The sequence below is a fragment of the Paraglaciecola sp. MB-3u-78 genome, from assembly GCF_002835935.1.
In the GTDB taxonomy this organism is placed as follows: Bacteria; Pseudomonadota; Gammaproteobacteria; order Enterobacterales; family Alteromonadaceae; genus Paraglaciecola.
Map to the genome: position 1 here is coordinate 85053 of NZ_PJCF01000011.1, position 18090 is coordinate 103142.

14 protein-coding genes are annotated in these 18090 nt (G+C 43.7%); 8 read left to right on the forward strand and 6 right to left on the reverse strand.

Annotation, left to right across the window (positions count from 1 at the left end):
• The first annotated feature begins 464 nt into the window (after positions 1 to 464).
• The 4 genes from CXF95_RS22670 (at position 465) to CXF95_RS29700 (ending at position 3962) form a co-directional block, all read left to right on the forward strand.
• Positions 465 to 1613, forward strand: a complete 1149-nt coding sequence (locus CXF95_RS22670) for a glycine cleavage T C-terminal barrel domain-containing protein (protein ID WP_101200817.1) — start codon at positions 465 to 467, stop codon at positions 1611 to 1613.
• 221 nt (positions 1614 to 1834) lie between these two features.
• Complete coding sequence (locus CXF95_RS22675; protein WP_101200818.1) at positions 1835 to 2764, forward strand: 5,10-methylenetetrahydrofolate reductase; 930 nt, start codon at positions 1835 to 1837, stop codon at positions 2762 to 2764.
• A 173-nt stretch (positions 2765 to 2937) separates the two neighbouring features.
• Positions 2938 to 3738: a bifunctional methylenetetrahydrofolate dehydrogenase/methenyltetrahydrofolate cyclohydrolase FolD gene (gene folD, locus CXF95_RS22680; protein WP_101200819.1), complete on the forward strand. Its 801-nt coding sequence runs from the start codon at positions 2938 to 2940 to the stop codon at positions 3736 to 3738.
• Between the two features lie 29 nt (positions 3739 to 3767).
• A complete protein-coding gene (locus CXF95_RS29700) occupies positions 3768 to 3962 on the forward strand; it encodes a hypothetical protein (RefSeq protein ID WP_157828221.1) in 195 nt (64 codons plus the stop codon).
• A 134-nt stretch (positions 3963 to 4096) separates the two neighbouring features.
• Here CXF95_RS29700 and CXF95_RS22685 read toward each other — a convergent pair whose 3' ends face one another.
• Together CXF95_RS22685 and CXF95_RS22690 are read right to left on the reverse strand one after the other, a co-directional pair.
• Positions 4097 to 4579, reverse strand: coding sequence for an Lrp/AsnC family transcriptional regulator (locus CXF95_RS22685; protein WP_198556681.1), 483 nt, complete (start codon positions 4577 to 4579; stop codon positions 4097 to 4099).
• Between the two features lie 610 nt (positions 4580 to 5189).
• Entirely contained in the window at positions 5190 to 6353 is a 1164-nt protein-coding gene (locus CXF95_RS22690; RefSeq protein WP_101200821.1) for an ice-binding family protein, read from the reverse strand.
• A 744-nt stretch (positions 6354 to 7097) separates the two neighbouring features.
• Here CXF95_RS22690 and CXF95_RS22700 point away from each other — a divergent pair.
• From CXF95_RS22700 to istB, 3 genes are all read left to right on the forward strand, one after another.
• Positions 7098 to 7424 carry a hypothetical protein gene (locus CXF95_RS22700; protein ID WP_101200823.1) on the forward strand — a complete coding sequence of 109 codons (327 nt, stop codon included), beginning with the start codon at positions 7098 to 7100 and terminating at the stop codon, positions 7422 to 7424.
• A 1369-nt stretch (positions 7425 to 8793) separates the two neighbouring features.
• The gene (gene istA / locus CXF95_RS22710; protein ID WP_101198246.1) at positions 8794 to 10338 is read left to right on the forward strand and encodes an IS21 family transposase; all 1545 of its coding nucleotides are present in this window, start codon (positions 8794 to 8796) and stop codon (positions 10336 to 10338) included.
• 19 nt (positions 10339 to 10357) lie between these two features.
• Positions 10358 to 11122: an IS21-like element helper ATPase IstB gene (gene istB, locus CXF95_RS22715; RefSeq protein WP_101198245.1), complete on the forward strand. Its 765-nt coding sequence runs from the start codon at positions 10358 to 10360 to the stop codon at positions 11120 to 11122.
• A 159-nt stretch (positions 11123 to 11281) separates the two neighbouring features.
• On the opposite strand, the gene CXF95_RS22720 is transcribed toward istB, so the two are convergent.
• From CXF95_RS22720 to CXF95_RS22740, 3 genes are all read right to left on the reverse strand, one after another.
• Positions 11282 to 11776, reverse strand: a complete 495-nt coding sequence (locus CXF95_RS22720; RefSeq protein ID WP_101200825.1) for a paraquat-inducible protein A — start codon at positions 11774 to 11776, stop codon at positions 11282 to 11284.
• A 342-nt stretch (positions 11777 to 12118) separates the two neighbouring features.
• Positions 12119 to 12793 carry a PEP-CTERM sorting domain-containing protein gene (locus CXF95_RS30870; RefSeq protein ID WP_101200826.1) on the reverse strand — a complete coding sequence of 225 codons (675 nt, stop codon included), beginning with the start codon at positions 12791 to 12793 and terminating at the stop codon, positions 12119 to 12121.
• Positions 12794 to 14339: 1546 nt separating this feature from the next.
• A complete protein-coding gene (locus CXF95_RS22740; protein WP_101200828.1) occupies positions 14340 to 15149 on the reverse strand; it encodes a tetratricopeptide repeat protein in 810 nt (269 codons plus the stop codon).
• Positions 15150 to 16242: 1093 nt separating this feature from the next.
• Between CXF95_RS22740 and CXF95_RS22745 the strand changes: the two genes are divergently transcribed.
• Complete coding sequence (locus tag CXF95_RS22745; RefSeq protein ID WP_101200829.1) at positions 16243 to 16902, forward strand: hypothetical protein; 660 nt, start codon at positions 16243 to 16245, stop codon at positions 16900 to 16902.
• Between the two features lie 836 nt (positions 16903 to 17738).
• Here the strand turns inward: CXF95_RS22745 and CXF95_RS22750 are convergent.
• Positions 17739 to 18090, reverse strand: a 352-nt coding sequence (locus CXF95_RS22750; protein WP_101200835.1) for a hypothetical protein, incomplete at its 5' end; no start/stop codon positions are given.

Consider the following 18090-nt stretch of genomic DNA (forward strand, 5'->3'; position numbering starts at 1 on the left):
TCTCACCGTTTTAACTTTATAAGCTAACCATCATCAGTATCATCTTGTTGGCCTTTGCAGCTTGCAAGCGACGCTAATTTGACTTTCTCTGCGCTTGTTTATAGCGATAGCCACGCTCACTTTTATTACATTTCAGTTTGTGGCATTGGCTGACTAATAACGACCCTCCTATATCATTGGCCATCTCTTGCGGGAGTATCTTAGATCAGCCTACAAGCCGCTGGCCGCTTTCTCTATTCAATCAAGCTATGCACTTATTGGTTGGATCGAAGACTATTTAGATCGGTGATTTTTTGGCTTTAGACCGAATAGACTGAAAAACGCTAAATAAAAGTCCAATTGCCCATTTTTGCAGCATCTATTTATACCACTGTGTATGCAAAATCCTAATATCCTTTTCTCTGTTAAAGCGCTGTGTCATGACACCCAATATAGATGAGGGCACAAATTATGAGGATTAGGAAATGGCTAAACAAGAACATCAGGAATTTGGCTTTGGAACACAAATTCGCAAATCACCATACTTCGATGCAACCTTACGCTGGGGTGCCAAAGGGTTCTCGGTGTATAACCACATGTATATCCCCCGGGATTTCGGTGATCCAATACAAAATTTCTGGAATTTGGTCAACACGGCAATTCTTTGTGATGTTGCCGTTGAGCGTCAGGTAGAGATCACCGGTCCGGACGCCGCAAAATTTGTTCAGATGCTTACTCCGCGAGACCTTTCAAAGTTTGCTATAGGCCAGTGTAAATATGTACTGATGACAAATGCTGAGGGTGGTGTTTTGAACGATCCTATACTGCTTCGTCTAGAGGAAAACCGTTTTTGGATCTCTCTGGCTGACAGCGATATTTTGCTTTGGGCGCAGGGCGTCGCTATTAACTGCTCCTTAGATGTCACTATCCACGAACCGGATGTTTCACCACTGCAGTTGCAAGGTCCTCAGTCCGGCAAAATTATGCAAGCGCTATTCGGCGAAAGTATCACCGACCTTAAGTATTACTGGCTGCGGGAATATGATCTTGACGGTATTCCACTGATCGTTTCCCGAACCGGGTGGTCAAGCGAAATCGGCTATGAATTATATTTGCTCGATGGCTCCAAGGGTGATGAGCTGTGGGAGAAGATAATGGCTGCAGGTGCTCCGTTCGGTCTTCAGCCGGGTCACACGTCGACAATTAGACGTATTGAGGGCGGTATGATGTCCTATCAAGCCGATATGGACATCAATACCAACCCCTATGAATTGGGTATGGAACGCTTGGTCGAATTAGATATCGAGGCCGACTTCATCGGGAAGTCTGCCCTCAAACGTATCCGTGAAGAAGGTGTATCACGCAAGCAAGTTGGTTTGGTGATCGATGGCCCTGCACTGACAGGTCCTAACTCCAGGTTCTGGGCTCTGGAAAAAGATGGCGAACAAGTAGGTAAGGTCACTTCTGCCGTGTTTTCTCCGCGTTTGGAGCTAAATATTGCGTTGGCAATGGTTGGCACAGACCAAGCGGCGCTTGGCACCCGTTTCGAGGTCGAGACGCCTAGCGGTAAAACAACAGCCACCGTTGTCGAAAAGCCGTTCTTTGATCCACTTAAGAAAATCGCGGTGACTTAATATCAGTAAACAAAAAAGCATAATGAGTGAGTTGCCAGCGCAGGCTCGTCTTTATGTTCAGGCTTTAGCCTAAGCATTTCGTAAAGCGAACATGAGTATCGCGTTTTAAGTACCGAAGGTTGCAATAGCCAAAGAGTAAAATGGCTACCACTGGGTCTGCGGTCACTTATTAATCGTTAAAACCACGGGTTAGAACACCCACCAATATATAGGATAGTTTTATGGGGCTGCTCTCTTTTCTTCACAAACCTTCCGCTGCCAGCACAGAGGATCAGACATCCTGCTTGCTGGATAACTTTCTAAGCGGCTATTCGATTGAGGTGATACCGCGGATAGCCGACAAGGTGGAGAGGTTCCGCGACATTCTACCGACAGGCACCCGCGTCTATATAGCCCATATCGAGGGAACGCCGATTGAGGATATGGTTCGTACGGCGCGCCGTCTGGCTGATGAGGGCTTCCCGGTCATGCCCCATTTTCCCGCTCGCCTGCTCAAGGATAGGGCCGAGCTAGCCCAGTGGATAGCACTATATCAAGGGGAGGCGGGGGTTGAGCAAGGACTGCTCTTAGGCGGTGGCGTTAATACCCCAACTGGCGAATACGAAAATTGTATGCAGATGATCGAGACGGGACTCTTCGACGGATTTAAGAATTTGCATTTCGCGGGCCATCCAGAAAGAAACCGAGATATTGACCCAGATGGTTCCGACAAAATGGTGACGCAATCCCTGAAGTGGAAACAGGCTTTTACCGAGCGCACTGATGCCAGTGTCGCGATCACCACCCAGTTCTGTTTCGAGGCTGCCCCAGTAATCGCTTGGGCTGACCGGCTAGCGGGCGAGGGTATTAATCTGCCAATCCATATCGGCGTGGCCGGACCGGCTAAGCTCAATACCCTGATAAAATACTCTTTGTCTTGTGGCGTAGGCCCCAGCATGCGGGTGCTGCAACGCAGGGCAAAGGATGTAACCAAACTGCTTCTGCCCTATGAACCCACCGAATTATTGACCGAGCTTGCCGCCCATAAGGAGCGCCATCCGAACTTTGGCATCAAGCAAGTGCATTTCTTCCCCCTGGGCGGGATCAAAGCCAATGCGAACTGGGTCACCGAAAATGGAGGGGCCGCGGGGCTGCCCGCCTCCACCGAGTAAGGTTAGGCAGTAACACGCAGTAACGGAATCCCCTGTGTTCGGGGCGTTTTTACGCTGCTGAGCGAGCTTGCCACTTTGCGGCGCTGCTTTACATAGTGAATAACCCACCGGCATCAATTCTTGTCGATCATTGGCTTGTATCGACAAACTTTCGATAAAATCAAACACACGGGATCACTCCCGGCCTAGCGGTAGTGCTAGTGAGGGACGATCCGGCATCTCAGGTCTATGTTCGCTCGAAGGGCAAGCAAACTGTCGAGGTCGGTATGAACTCCTACGAGCACAAGTTACCTGCACACACCACTGAGGCCAAACTACTGGCTCTGATCAATCAGCTCAATACAGACTCGGCGGTGCATGGGATCCTCGTTCAGCTTCCTTTGCCGGAGCATCTCGACGAAGCGGTAGTGATCAATGCGATTGACTCGGCCAAGGACGTAGACGGGTTTCATATTTCTAATGCTGGTCTGCTTGCGACGGGGCAGCAGGCTATGTTGCCCTGCACCCCTTTTGGATGTCTGATGATGCTCCGCGAGCATTACGGTAGCCTTTCGGGCCTCAATGCTGTGGTGATTGGGCGTTCAAATATCGTCGGCAAACCTATGGCGCAGTTGTTGCTCAAAGATAGCTGCACAGTGACCGTAGTCCATTCTCGTACGCGAAATATACCGGAGATCGTGAGCGGTGCAGATATCGTTGTCGCAGCGCTAGGACAGCCTCTTTTCGTCAAGGGCGAATGGATAAAGCCTGGCGCAACGGTGATCGATGTGGGTATCAATCGCATTGAACAGGGCGACGGCATTACAAGGCTTGTCGGCGATGTTGATTATGAGGCTGCCAAAAAAATCGCCGGAGCGATCACGCCGGTTCCTGGTGGCGTCGGTCCGATGACCATTGCCTGTCTACTGGCCAATACGGTGACGGCATGTTGTCGTGCCCATTCCCTTCCCGAGTCCAGTTTCCTGTCCGCCTAGCAGGCCGAAAAAAATCGTGGGCGAAGTCAATGGGATATGGAAATATCGCCTGCATTGGTTTTTGGTTTTTGGATGTCGGATGTCGGATGTCGGGTGGCGCTAGGGTGCCTGCAAAAGCAAGTTGGCCATGCTATTTTTCCTTAGCGAACATCATTCGAGTGGTTCAATGTAGCTGGCCTGATTTAAAAACGAGCTTTTCGATGGTCATACCCGCTAAAATCTAAGTTAGCTGACGTATCAGAGATTTATTCACAGGACTGCTGTGTGCGGATCTTAGCAACTTTTGTATCGCTGCATCGCCTGCGGCCTAACTTCATAAAATTTAAACAAAAAAGTTTAAAAGAATTGAACATGATCGCTACGGATTTTTTTTATTTTCTAATAGTTTTAACAAGCTAAGAGGCGTTGATTTAACATCTCTGGTGACAACATAAGTAATATAACGGTCAATACCTATCTCTTTATTGAGTAAATCATCCATCAGATTTTGAAAATCATTGAGGCTAGCTGTAATTACTTTCATCACATAGTCTGAACCACCGCCAGTTGCGCTACATTCTACTATTTCATCGACTCTTTGAATGCAATTTTCAAACCGCTGAAAATCTGTTCTATTATGAGTTTTAAGTGAAACTGTAACAATAACTTTTACAAGATCGATAATTTTATCGATAGCAATTTCACCTCGATAACCCTTTATATATCCGGCCTTTTTGAGTTTTTCTAGTCGAATCCAGCATGGTGTTGATGACAGGTTGACCAGCTCTGAAAGTCTAGTTTTACTTATTTGACCGAACTGCTGCACGGCACTCAAAATGCGAACATCTACTGCATCTAACATGAATTTTTTCATATTTCCATATTTTCATTAGTACGGGCTGCAAATAAACTCACGTAACGTAAGCAATATTAGGGTTTATAGTGTTTGTTCACAAATCCAGGTTTATTTTGTGGCATCCTCATGTGGCTACTGAATTCGATCTTCAGCCCACTACCGTTCGTGTGGATGAGACAGGTTCATTGTCTGGCTGACAGGCGTGAACCATGAACGGTGCCATCCCTTCTATCATCAACAGCATCTCAGACTATCAATGCAGCTTACAGATGCATCTGTGATTAAATTGATGGTAGTGACGCCAGCTTTCGTGGTCGAAAATAAGCACAATAAACCTCTTTTTTCAAAAAATCTACTGTACGGCAAAGGCGATAGTAGTCGAGGGCTTTGAATAGTCAATAGAAAAAGACAAGGTTTAACTGTTGCTAATCAGGGGTCATTAATCGTGGGGTATTTTAATTGAATATCAAAGCAAAAAAGACCCTGCTATAGAGCAAGGACTTTTGAACTCTCATCAAAGAAGCGTCCATCTATATCGCGGTAAATTTACTGCCTTCAGGTCCCTATCAGCTGGTGTGCTGTCAGGAAGTTGAAAGGAGCCATTTAAGCCCCTGTATTAAGCCGCTTTTTTGTAACGTCTGCGGGTGATGAAACCCATCAGGCCAAAACCCGCCAATAACATAGGGTAGGTAGCTGGTTCCGGCACCTGCACTGGTGGTGAGCAGCCCTCTCCACCGATAACTGCACTGTCCCCTATGGACACAAACGAGGCGGTTGAATACACTCCGGCACAGCTTTGCTGAGACGCACTTTTCACTTTCGCATTGGCACCCACCATGATGTGCTGATCGGTCATCATCGTGCCCACAATATCAGCGCCATCGCCGATGCTGATGTAACCCCCGGTGTTCCAGATCACCTGGGCTTTGGCGTTGGCGTCCAAGTTAATCATTTTAACTGTGGAGACGCCACCGAAGGCAAAAATATCACCGATGTTGAAGACCCAGATCTGGTCAACTTTTTTGAACTGAGCATCTAACAGCAGTGTTGTCGCGGCGGTCGTGGACCAGCTGGGTGCGGTGTACACGCCCGCGAAGAAGGTCCTGTCTGTGTTCATCGTCGCCGACAAAGTCTCAGTTGGGACTAAGAGATTGAGTTTCTTTTTTATATTAACCAGCTCAGTTGTGGCACTGGCTATATTGTCATCAATCTTCGACTTTACATCTTCAAGAAAATTATCATCTGCCGCCTCGGCGGCTTTATTGTAGTTACTCGTAGGGTCCGCCTTGTACTTTTGGTCTGCTTCAAGTAATAACTTATCCAATCTAAGTTCCTCGGCCCCAACCTGCCATGAGCCGGCTAGATTAGCGTCAATAGCAAATGCGGATGCCCCGCCCGCTGCAAAGTCGCCGCCTACCCCAGCACCGGCGCTCATGGTGCCGACCCCACCCGCCGCAACTACGCTGCCTGTGACGGTGGCGCCCGCCGATACGGTGGCTGCTATTTTTGATTGCACATCACCAGATGCCTGACCGCTTGCGCCGAGCGTCATCACACCACCGGAACGAAGATCACCAAAGACAGAGAAGCTGTCACCTACATCTGCATAGGTTTTGCTTAATATGCTGCCGTATACAATGGCATTGGCGCCTCCGGACGTATAAGTGTTGGATAGTGATGCGTATTTTTCCAACTCTAAACCGATTTCCACCAGTCCTGCCGTAGCAGGTGTACAAATTACTGCGGCCAGTAATGGCATCGCAAACATAGATAATTTCATAAAGCTTCCTTGGAGATAATAAAATTACTGCCCTACAGGGACGCGGATTAATCGGTCAATTACGGGAGCATTAATTGCCCCGTAATTTATAAAATTATAAATTCCGTTGGCTGGACCAGTCTTAGGGGACGAATTTTCAAATGCAAAAAATTGCGCCAATAATTATTTATACATACAAATCAATATCTTAAATGTGTATTTTGTTTAAGGTCAAGGGCGTAAAAAAGTCGGCCACATCATTTTGGATAAAAAGCCGCTTTAAAGGGCTTGCCGGTGCCATTGACGTTAATTTTCTTTGTTTTGCTGATAAAAGTGCAAAAAAAACTGACTCATACATTTGGATGAAAAAAGGCTTTAAGGGCCTTCATGCTGCAATTAAAATTAAATTTGCGGTATTTTGTTAACATAAATGTGTAAAAAAATAGACACTTTAGCTTTGGCAATATACACGTTTGGGCGATACGGCTATAAATTGAGTATAGGTAAAATAAAACGTCATCTTTCCTAAAATCAAAATACATGATGCCTCATGTTTTCCATATTGAGTTAAGTCCTCGGTTGATAAACTCGGTGTTTAAGTTTAAGTATTGGGTGAAACGTTGCTGCGTTTTGTGGGCTTATTAAAGAACATTTAAATGGATTAAAAAATCTGTGAGGTGATACTTAGGTATGGGAAGTTATAACCGTGTTTTGTAAGTCATTTATAACCTCAATTGCTGGGGTTATAAATCAAAACATACACTGATGCTACTGCCCTTTCAAAATTTAAAACTCCAAATTGTAGATTTTGTTGCTTTATCAAAAGATGCTATAGATATACATCTTGGTATGAGTATTTTTATTTTCGCAGTCTTAGTTTGGGGAAAAAGAAAAATGACTGTTAAGTGCCTGCTTCCAGTTTTCATTGCAGCACTGGGGATGGAGGTAATGGATTTATATGATGACTATAATTCGGTAGGATATTTTCGTTGGTCCAACTGCTTACATGATTTAATTAATACCTCATTGTGGCCATGTATTATTGTTGTATTAGTCAAGTTAATTAATCTAGGCAGTAATAAAACTGATTGATATCAATAATATACGTGTCTTGTTACCTTTCATTATCGTGCAGCCCTTAGGAGTATAGGTAAAATGAGTATAGGTAAAATAAAACGTCATTTTTCCTAAAATCAAAATACATGATGCCTCATGTTTTCCATATTGACATCTATTTTATATTCTTAAGGGAGTGAAAGTCGGCTATTTTCGTCAATTAATCAACTGTTTTCACGTAATTAAGAATTCAAGACAAGCGGCTCCAACTGTTGTGCAAACCAGCTCTGAATATTGCTTATGATGATGAACGGCTTTTATTCAAACAGACTTATCTGAGGCGGTGCTCGATTTTCGCCATTAGATACCTGCTTTCAGAGCAGACTTGGCATTTAAACGTTTAGAAAAGCTAATCCTTCCACCGTCTGCAGATCGCTCATTACCGACCTTTCCAGAATTTCAGATTTTCAGTTTTCTGCCACCCACCCAGAATGAAAACCGTCCGACATCTGCAACAGGCTGCAGAGGGTAACTACTGCCGAAAACTCACCGACAGTGCTCCAGAGTGGCCGAGTGTGGCAAAATTTCCGCGGCCGGATGCCTCGGTCATGCCCAAAAATAATTTTGCAGAGTGGTCCACTGTGGGCAAATTTAAGCTTTGTCACATGCAAACTTTATCTCTAGATATGGTTTCAAACTTATTTGATTGTTACATACCACCAGATATTCTTTCTGCTCTAACTTAATAGCCCATCATATTCATCATAAATCCACTTATTAGAACAAGTCAAAGTAAAAGTAAAACAAGTTTTTAGTGGGCCTCCAACGCCAGCTATGAGCGATCTATAGACATACGACTGGAAGAAAAGCGACTGTCTCCAGATCGTTCAATATAGGACCATTCCAGATTTCCAGATTTTCAGATTTTCAACTTCGATCTCCCGCAAAAAAAAAATTTGAAAATTGCGACCCCATCCTCCCCTGAGTGAGCGATTGCAGCCAAATTTGGCCACTTTTGCATGTGGTGCATGTGGTGCATGTGGTGCAAGGGGGGAGGGGTGAGCCAACCTTCAGTTGATGATGTCGGCATTTTTTAGGGGTACTATCATAATTTAACGGGATGAGTGAGCGCATCCGTCCAAACGCGGACAAATCTCGGCCACAAGTAAAGTCTGATTTATTGGTGATTGCATATTAACATCCAACCCGATCACCTAATAACATTGATGCCGATCACCTAATAACATCCATCCCGATCACTCAATAACATCGAAGCCGATCACTTTTTGGTTAAAATGTTATTCAGTGACCGGCTTAATGTTATTGCCCAACTTTTACTCTTTTTTGTCTGTCCAGTAGGTGTTTTTAACCGTTATTCTTTTCATTTTTGATGGTGAGAATAACTATGCCAATGGCACCTATTTCAATGCGTAAGTTAAAAGAGATTTTAAGACTCAAATACGGCTGTTTGCTCAGCCATCGAAAAATAGCCAAAAGCTTATCTGTTTCAGCGTCAATCGTGTCTATTTATGCCATTCGTGCCACCTCTCTTGGGATCACTAGTTGGCCGCTTGATGAAAAATGGAATGATGAGACGCTTCAACGAGCATTCTTCAAAACCAAACCTAAGAGCAAGGGCTACATCATCCCTAATTGGTCTGTCGTCCAGCAAGAGCTGAGGCCGAAAACGATGACATTGCAGTTATTGTGGGAAGAATATGGTGAGCGGTATCCAGAAGGTTTTTACAGCTACAACCACTTCTGTCGTCTATATAAAACATGGCTAACATGTCAAAAACCGTCCATGCGTCAAAACCATAAAGCAGGTGAAAAACTGTTTGTTGATTATTGTGGACCCACTATGAATATTGTGGACTCAACAACGGGTGAATGCCGCACAGCACAGGTTTTTGTGGCAGTCATGGGCGCATCTAACTACACCTTTGCAGAGGCTACGTTTAGCCAAAAACTCGAAGACTGGGTGATGAGTCATGCACGATGCTTTGAATTTCTGGGTGGCGTACCTGAATTGGTCATCCCAGATAACTTAAAAAGTGCCGTGACAAAAGCGTGTCGTTACGAGCCGGATCTGAACCCAACCTACCAACAACTCGCCGCCCATTACGATACCGTTATCGTGCCTGCCAGACCTTATAAACCCAAGGATAAATCGAAAGCTGAGGTGGGTGTTCAAATCGTTGAACGTTGGATAATGGCGCGACTTCGCAAGGAAAGCTTTTTTAGCTTGCGACAGTTAAATCTAAAAATACAGACACTTTTAACCGATTTGAATCAAAGGCAAATGAAAAAGCATCCAGGCTCAAGGCTATCCCAATTTGAAGCGATAGATAAACCCGCACTGAAACCTTTGCCGTCACAACCTTATCGCTACACCTTAGTGAAACAGGTCAAAGTGCATATTGATTATCACATCGAGATTGAAAAACATTACTACTCGGTGCCACACGCCTTGATCAAGAAAAAGCTAGAAGCACATGCTACGGGGCAACTGGTCACACTTTATCATCAAGGGGTACAAGTGGCCGTTCATCCAAGATCATACCGCGTGGGAGGTCACAGCACCCTGGATATCCATATGCCCATCGCCCATCAAAAACAGCAGCAATGGACCCCCGAACGATTTGAAAGTTGGGCCAGAAAATTCGGAAAATCAACCGAGCAATTTGTCATTCAACTCATGCAAACCAAAAAACACCCCGAGCAAAGTTACCGTGCCTGTATGGGCATATTGAGTTTAGGAAAAAAGTTCACAGACAAACGACTTGAAGCCGCCTGCTACCGAGCGTTAGCAACAGGTGTTACGCGAGTAAACCAAGTGAAAGCTATCTTAGAGAAAGGGTTAGATAGCCAACCTCTACCGGAAAAACAGCTGGATCTTTTAAGTGAGATAGACCATCAAAATATCCGTGGCAATCATTATTACCACTAATAAAACCTAAGGAAACAACATGCAATCAGTGACGCAACAAATCAATACTCAATTAGTCATGCTAAAGCTAAGCGGCATACGTGATGCGTTATCACAACAAAGTGAACAACCCAATCTATACGTCGAACAAAGCTTCGAAGAGCGGTTATGTTTATTGCTTGACCATGAAATAACCCAGCGAGATCAACGTAAAATTGACCGACTGACCCGCCAAGCCAAATTTAGAGTGAACGGGACATTAGCACAGTTGGATTATGGTGCGTCGAGGCAGTTAAACAAAACGCAGATCCGCTCATTAGCGCAAGGTGAATGGCTTCGTCTTCACCAAAACATACTGATCACAGGAGCAACAGGTTGCGGTAAAACCTACCTTGCTTGTGCGTTGGGCCATAACCACTGCCAGCAGGGAGAAAACGTTTACTACTTTAGGCTCAAAGAATTGCTTGAAAAGATGTTTATGGCACAAGCGGATGGCAGTTATCGAAAGTTTATTAACAAACTCACATCAGCGAACTTACTGATCTTAGACGATTGGGGATTAGAGCCATTAACGGGGCAACAACGCAGTGATTTACTTGAGTTAATAGATGCGAGGTATGACACAAAATCGACACTGATTGCGAGTCAATTACCGATAGAAAATTGGTACGATATGATCGGGGAATCCACGCATGCAGATGCGATCCTAGATCGGCTTGTTCACGGGGCAATTAAGTTAGAATTAAAAGGCGAATCCATGCGAAAAAAACTAAATTCCTTGACTGAAGCCGATCACACAAGTTAGATTTTACTGAGTTCTACTGGAAGACAAAAAAGTGATCGTCTTCAATGTTATTGACCGATCGGTTTCATGTTATTACGCAGTGATTGGGTTTTTGCAGGATAGTTAGCGAAAGGATGTCGGTAAAGAGGTAGGTTGCGGCAGTATCGAACAGGTTACAGGTCACGGTAAAACGATATCAACTCTTTGCGTATCAATCAAGGAAATACCCAAAGAAGTCAGCACTGCAGCGGTAAAAAGATACAAGCCCCAAGCCACTTCTATCTGCCAGACGCCGACGCCTTTTGAGATAACAATATATATTGCCAGAATAAAGACCTCCGACATGGCGAGCTTGCCCAGCGTTGTTATCACCGGTTGTGCAGCTTCTGTAAGCAGGTTGAAGTGAATGAGAGCCATGCCTAAGCACTTCAGCAACGGCGCAACCAATACGAAGAATGTCACAGCCAAGGCCAGCAAGACATCCGTTTCCCATAGTGCTTGGATACCCGATATCACGGTCAGTGTATCAGGCTCGAACAGTCTCTTTCCTCCCAGCCATAAAGGCATTTGCCACTGTGGCAACAGGCCGGTCGTGAGCAGCGGTGAGAACCATGCGATTGGAAAAGCGAACACAAGCGATAAGTTCAAGTATTTAATGAAATGATGGTTAGTCATGGTTTGTTTTATTATAGATTGATAGATTAGGTAGATTGAAAGATAGATAGGTAGATTGAATGGAAGAGGAAGAGCCCATGTAAATGTGCTGCCCTTCCCTCTCGGGTGCCAACTGAAAATGCGGCAAACAGCGCTTCAAACATACCTCGATTTTATGTCTTGAATTAAAGTTTTATGCTGGATGTCTATGTTGGCTGTTGTTGTAGCCTGCTTTTTGCTTGTTAAATACTAAGGCATGATTCACCTGAATGGCAGGCACAAAAAACCCGCACTTGGCGGGCTTGATGTAACTGCGGTAATTTCTGCCTTGGCCAACCTAGATCAGCGAACCCAAATCAGTAATTAAGATTGTTTCTTAAATCGACGTGATCCTAAACCCATTAAACCTAATGCAAAAATAGCGAGGACAGAAGGCTCTGGCACCGAGACAGCAGTTCCGAACAATTCTATCTCGTCGATTGCCACACCGCCGCTTATACCGGTCGTGGGGACTATGATGCGAAATCCAGTCGCGAGAACCGGGCCGTCAAAGCTATACACTTTACGAATGGCTGAGGAAGAAACCGAAACAGCGCCGTCAAGTGTTGTCCAAAGGCTGTCGATCGTGTTCTCGTCTGGGCTGATAGAAGTCGTCACCTGAATAATGTAGTCGCCATCACTGCGATCTATATAATGCGGTTTGTTGTCTCGGCCGAATGCAAAGCCGTCAAGATAGAATGATCCGTTAAGATTTATGCCTGCGAAGGCTCCTGAAGTTCCGGTAGCTCCGTTACCAATCCAACTGTTTGAATTGCCGTAAATCCCGTCATTCAAGGCACCAATAGTGTGGATCAGGTGAACTCCTGCATCAGCAAGCGCGTCCAGAGCGAATGCGGTCCCGCTTGTAGCTAAATTGGTAGGAACGTTGAGGCCGGTTGGGCCAGTACTATCCAACGTAATGATTGTCGCGTTCGAAGTGAGACTAGTCGCGGCAAGTACCAAACCTAGTAAAGCGGTATTTAAAAATTTATTTTTCATTTGATTTTCCTTTTAATCTCTTCACAAAACAATTGGAAGGTAGCTGCAAAAAGTGATACTTCATCGTGTACTGGAATACTAAGCATGAAGTGGGCCATAATTATTATAGTCAACAATTTCAATTGCTTGAGAATATTCGTCACTTCAAGTTATATGGGTGTGTAAAAAAGTCAGACACAAAAAACCTTGTTTTACGTGGAATTGATTACACAAGATTAATAAATTCGCATAGATTTGGCCATTAAACCGTAACCCTTGACTAACATGCTGCTTTGAACGTAGAAAAAGCAATAAAAATTGAGTTTGAAATCACTTATGGCCGTCTTTAGAGTAAGCCAAATAGCTGTGTTGTTACTTAGTACCTAGTGGTGCTAGTTTTTATACACTGAATGCAGCCACTGAATGTCAGTTATGTATTCAGGGATCCACTGCCAGCTTGTCCATTTTGCCTCTTGAGTTACCCTTACCTGCGGCTATCCCAGCAGATGTCAGCAAATTTTACACTTGGCTAAACTGATTTTGGGCTGAGGTTTTTCATCCATGACGGCCCTCTTTCTCCCATGCTGGTAAATGGTACAAAGGACATGGCCTTCGACGGTTTGTCGCTGGTTACCTCGGCAACACTCAGAATTTCAGTTTTCCAGTTTTCCGCCACCCCGCCCAAAATGAAACCCTCCGAGGTCTCCACCACTGACAGTGACCGGTTTGCAGTTGTCCAAAATCCAGTACAAACCCCACTCTGAGAGCTCCGCTGTTGTGCGCTGAGGCAAACGTTCGCTGGCCGAGTACGTCGGTGATGGGCAGTAGTGAAAATCACGCAGCGGCTGACTGACTGCAAAATTGGTGAAAAGGTGGTTTTTTAGACGAGTTTCAGTGAGACCCAAAATCTATAAGTCGGCGGGTGTGAGGTAACTCGATGATTTGTATAAGAAAAATGGTGGCCCTTCCCTGACTCGAACAGGGGACCTGACGATTATGAGGCAAGGAGAGAGTTAAAAATTTACCCTTCAACCCCAAGAAAAGTAACGCTTTTTTCCGGCGCATAAACCTCTTGAGTGCTTAACCGAAACTATACCGAACTTTTTGGGTTGTTGATGTTGTCGTCACAATGTAAGTCCAAGAAAACTAACAGTTTAACTTGACCGAACTCCGAACTTTTTCCGAACTGAACTTTTATCCTGCCATGGCATCGTCAATAATTTGTTTCGACTTAGTCGCCATTTAATGAAAGCCAGTAATTACAAAATGTTCCGTGAACGATCGTTTGATGAATGGGATAGGGTGAGTTGTGTTCAAAATCCGACATAAGATGTTTAAAACTAGTTTTTATCGTCTAAATTCGATAAGTTGACAATACCTCCGCTTTGAACAATGGGTTGAGTCCGGTTATCACACCCTTGGTAAATATAGCGCACAAATATGATGCGCATCGGAATATTCAATGTAGACGGTTTGCATTCATAAAACATGGTTTTTTAAAAAGCCATCGACTCAACTTTTCAATAACAAGTAGGGCAATGTCCTATTTACAATCTGTATGGTTGCTTTAGTCTATTTCATTCAAAGACCTTTCCGCTTTTTTTAACCAATAATACATCTTGTCACCATCTCTTGGTGTGCCTTTGCCTTCGTTATACATAAGAACCAGAGACATTTGTGCGGTCAAAACTCCAAGCTCAGCTGCTTGCTTACATAATGGAAAGGCTGCCCTATAATCTTCTTCCGCAAATTTAGACCCACAAGCATCAGAAAGATCCTGTTTACTCATTTTACGAGGACCTACATCACTTTCACTCATAGTATTCAGAGAGATTTGCGCATCTTCATGACCCTGCTCAGCAGCTTTGGTGAGCCAGAAAATGGCCTGTTTGTCATCTTTAGGCGAGCCTATACCCTTGCTATACATGCTGCCTAGGTAATATTGACCCGTCATATCCCCCTGCTCGGCAGCTTTGGTGAACCAATAAATGGACTGTTTATCATCTTTAGGAATGTCTTGGCCACTGAAAAACATACCACCCAAAGCTAATTGTGCGTTCGCCACCCCTTGCTCGGCAGCTTTGGTGAGCCAATACTCTGCCTGTTTATCATCTTTAGAAACGCCTTGGACACCGATATACATCATACCCAGCTCATATTGAGCTTTACCATATCCCTCATCAGCCGCTCGCTTACACAAAGGCAATGCCGATTCAAAATCCCTCTCAACTGATAATGAATAACAGGCATCAGCAAATAGCTGACTATCATCCGTACATCCGGAAGTGACCGATATAAAAATACCAGCAACTGACAGGCACTTTACGAAATGAGTGATTAATGATTTTGGGCGGTTAGTTTTGTTGGTGTCGTCCATTACAATATAGCTTCCTAATTTAATATGACTGATTAAGCAGTGGTTCTTCAATGCAGTATCTGGAACAAAAAACGATGTGTTATTGAATTATATTTAAACTTAAATTTTTATAAGTTACCAAATATATTTTAAATACATAATAATAAACGCCCATACAAATTTTGCACTATCAACTTTCATTTCAGTGAATGATTTCCTGTCGGGTTTGATTAACTTTATAATTATAGTTCGCTCAGTATAGCCATACATGAGCTTATCTAGATATAAGCAAGTATGGCTATATGATGTCACAAATTGGAATTATCAGAATGGCGGCATTATTTAAAATTAGCCTATATAAGTCAGATGTAGTTCGATTTGAAAGTATTTCGGTTTCATACAATTTTACGTCTTCGCACAATTTTGCATTGGAACCCGTCGCCTCGACGCGTCAATTGCGTCGAATGTTTCACTAAAACGTTTAGGGGATTTTTCTGTCACCAAAAGCAAAAAAAAAAAAGGCACCGAACCCGGATTTGGTACCTTCACAAAAAAACTCATCGTAAGTGCTCCAGAGTGTCCGACGGTGACAAAATTTCCGCCGTCGGATGCCTCTATCATGCCCACAAATAATTTTTGCAGAGTGGTCCACTGTGGGCAAATTTACGTTTGTGATCTCAATGGGGCGGGAGGGGATGCGGAATCCTGCGAAACTGAATTCTGTGCAGGTAACTCATACGTGATACACCTTTCCTGATGAGCCTATTATTAACTGAAGGGTTTACTTACCACAGAGCCAGCTAGGAACAGAATGTAGTTAATGTAAGCTTTGTGGAACTGCAACGGATGAAAGAAAGCGGTCAGTCGAACATTGATTAATAGTGGTTCATTGTGATGCCAAATTGGCTCGTCAGGGGCGTCACCTCTAATTCAAATTTGAGCAAATTGAATTCATTCATCGAAAAAATACTTTTTAACATATTGATTTCATGTGAAAATCAGGATTGTTAGTCAATTTGGATATCTGGGTGTAACTGATATATCTACAAAATTTGCTGTTAGGTTTTGCCCAATCCCGAAGCAATTTACTTTTTTATAGGGCAGGGAATAAAATATGGAAGTTTTTTTTATAATTTGGTTAGCTTTGGCTGTTTTGGTTGGCGTTTTTGCTGATTCACATGGTCGGTCTGGGATCGGCTTTTTCTTTCTTTCAATACTAATGACACCTGTATTTAGTTTTATCGTAGCTTTGGTTGTAGCTATTGCGTGGCCTATAACGAAAGTAACTGAAGCTAAAGCATTAAAAAGTGGTGAAATGAAAAAATGCCCCAGCTGTGCCGAGCTAGTAAAGATGGAAGCCAATATTTGTAAACATTGCTCCTGCAAACTGGAAACTACTACAAACAGTAATTTAGCCTCAATAATCGAGGAAGCACACTTTAATGACACTATAGATATAGCTATAGATAAATTTTGGGCTTTTACTAATGAGACTTTTTTTAATAATAGACTTGCTAATGGTCAATTTGGGCTTCCCATAACCGTTTTCTTAGGTGTCTTTATTCCAATTTTATCTTTGTTCCTACTATCACAAGCCCAAACTGGACTTTTTCCGCTGCTTGGCCTACTCGTTAATATTCCTTGCAGTATTGGGATGTGGCGCTCAGCCGACCAGTTCGAAGGCAATAGAGCTTGGGCTTTACTTATCAAGGTATTTACGGTTGTTTTTATGATACCAATGGGCTTATTTTTGTTAGTTTGCATATTTGATTAACTGTGTATTGAGCAACTAACTGAAAATACATCACATGAAGAGTTTATTTCCTAATACGGGTATATAAAGTTAAGAGCATACTGTTGCCTCAAATTGAAACTCTTTGACCGACTGCTTTATAGAAGTACAGCCTACATAAGCCAGATGTAGTTCGATTTGAAAGTCTCTCGGTTTAATGCAGATTTACGTCTTCACACCATTTTGCATTGGAACCCGTCGCTTCGATGCCAAATAAGCCACTCGACGAGTAACAGATCCGTTCGCAGCCTTTGTTCTACATGAAAAAGCGACGATGCGTCAATTGCGTCGAATGTTTCACTAAAACTTTTAGGGGATTTTTCCGCCACCAAAAGCAAAAAAAAAAAAAAGGCACCGAACCCAGCGCGAAGCCGGATTTTGTACCTTCACAAAAAAAAACTGACCGTCAGTGCTCCAGAGTGGCCGACGATGACAAAATTCCCGCCGCCGGATGCCTCGATTATGGCCCAGACAAATTTCCCCAGAGGTGGTCACAGAGGAGAAATTTGGTAATTCGGTGAAGTGGGTGGGGGGAGGGGGTAGCGGAAAACTGAAAAGCTGAAGTTCTGACTAGGTAACGTATGCTTTGTGGTACAGCTACAGATGAAAGAAAGCGGTCAGTCGCACATTGATTTATTTTGGTACATTTTTATACCAAGTTTGATCTTCAGAGCTTCACCTCTGAGTCAAGAACGTACCATTTGCGATCGTTCATTAACGCTGCCAGAACGCGCAGCTTTTTAATTGGTGTTTATGTGGTCGCGTAGCGTTAAGCCACAAAAAGAGCACAGGAAAAGCTATCGTCGTTGCTGGCCTTATTAACTGCACACTGCTTCTTTAATACACTTAACTCTTCGGTCGCTCAATATGGGCCCCTTGAGTATTAATATGTGAGCATTAACATGCTTTCTAAATGAAGCGTATTCACCAACGACTTCGTGAGGTATCAGTACAGCATCGATTACATCAAAGTTTTCATCGTATATTACTGCGGCCAATTCATCGAAGTCTTTCTCATCATATTTTCGGATGGCACTTAGCTGGCGTGACTTATTATCTGGAGTAATTCGGCGGCCTTTAATCTGCACTCTGACATTATTTTTATCTATGCCGTCATAGCCTGCTTTTGAATTAGCTTGTAAATCAAGATTAAGAGCCTTTGCCACAAGC

What these genes read in the sequence shown, in the direction of transcription:
- CXF95_RS22675 (WP_101200818.1), top strand. Translation starts at nt 1,835, where the DNA reads ATGGGGCTGCTCTCTTTTCTTCACAAACCTTCCGCTGCCAGCACAGAG.
- CXF95_RS22685 (WP_198556681.1), bottom strand. Translation starts at nt 4,579, where the DNA reads ATGTTAGATGCAGTAGATGTTCGCATTTTGAGTGCCGTGCAGCAGTTC.
- CXF95_RS22670 (WP_101200817.1), top strand. Translation starts at nt 465, where the DNA reads ATGGCTAAACAAGAACATCAGGAATTTGGCTTTGGAACACAAATTCGC.
- istA (WP_101198246.1), top strand. Translation starts at nt 8,794, where the DNA reads ATGCCAATGGCACCTATTTCAATGCGTAAGTTAAAAGAGATTTTAAGA.
- CXF95_RS29700 (WP_157828221.1), top strand. Translation starts at nt 3,768, where the DNA reads ATGGGATATGGAAATATCGCCTGCATTGGTTTTTGGTTTTTGGATGTC.
- CXF95_RS30870 (WP_101200826.1), bottom strand. Translation starts at nt 12,793, where the DNA reads ATGAAAAATAAATTTTTAAATACCGCTTTACTAGGTTTGGTACTTGCC.
- CXF95_RS22720 (WP_101200825.1), bottom strand. Translation starts at nt 11,776, where the DNA reads ATGACTAACCATCATTTCATTAAATACTTGAACTTATCGCTTGTGTTC.
- CXF95_RS22690 (WP_101200821.1), bottom strand. Translation starts at nt 6,353, where the DNA reads ATGAAATTATCTATGTTTGCGATGCCATTACTGGCCGCAGTAATTTGT.
- istB (WP_101198245.1), top strand. Translation starts at nt 10,358, where the DNA reads ATGCAATCAGTGACGCAACAAATCAATACTCAATTAGTCATGCTAAAG.
- CXF95_RS22700 (WP_101200823.1), top strand. Translation starts at nt 7,098, where the DNA reads ATGCTACTGCCCTTTCAAAATTTAAAACTCCAAATTGTAGATTTTGTT.
- CXF95_RS22745 (WP_101200829.1), top strand. Translation starts at nt 16,243, where the DNA reads ATGGAAGTTTTTTTTATAATTTGGTTAGCTTTGGCTGTTTTGGTTGGC.
- CXF95_RS22740 (WP_101200828.1), bottom strand. Translation starts at nt 15,149, where the DNA reads ATGGACGACACCAACAAAACTAACCGCCCAAAATCATTAATCACTCAT.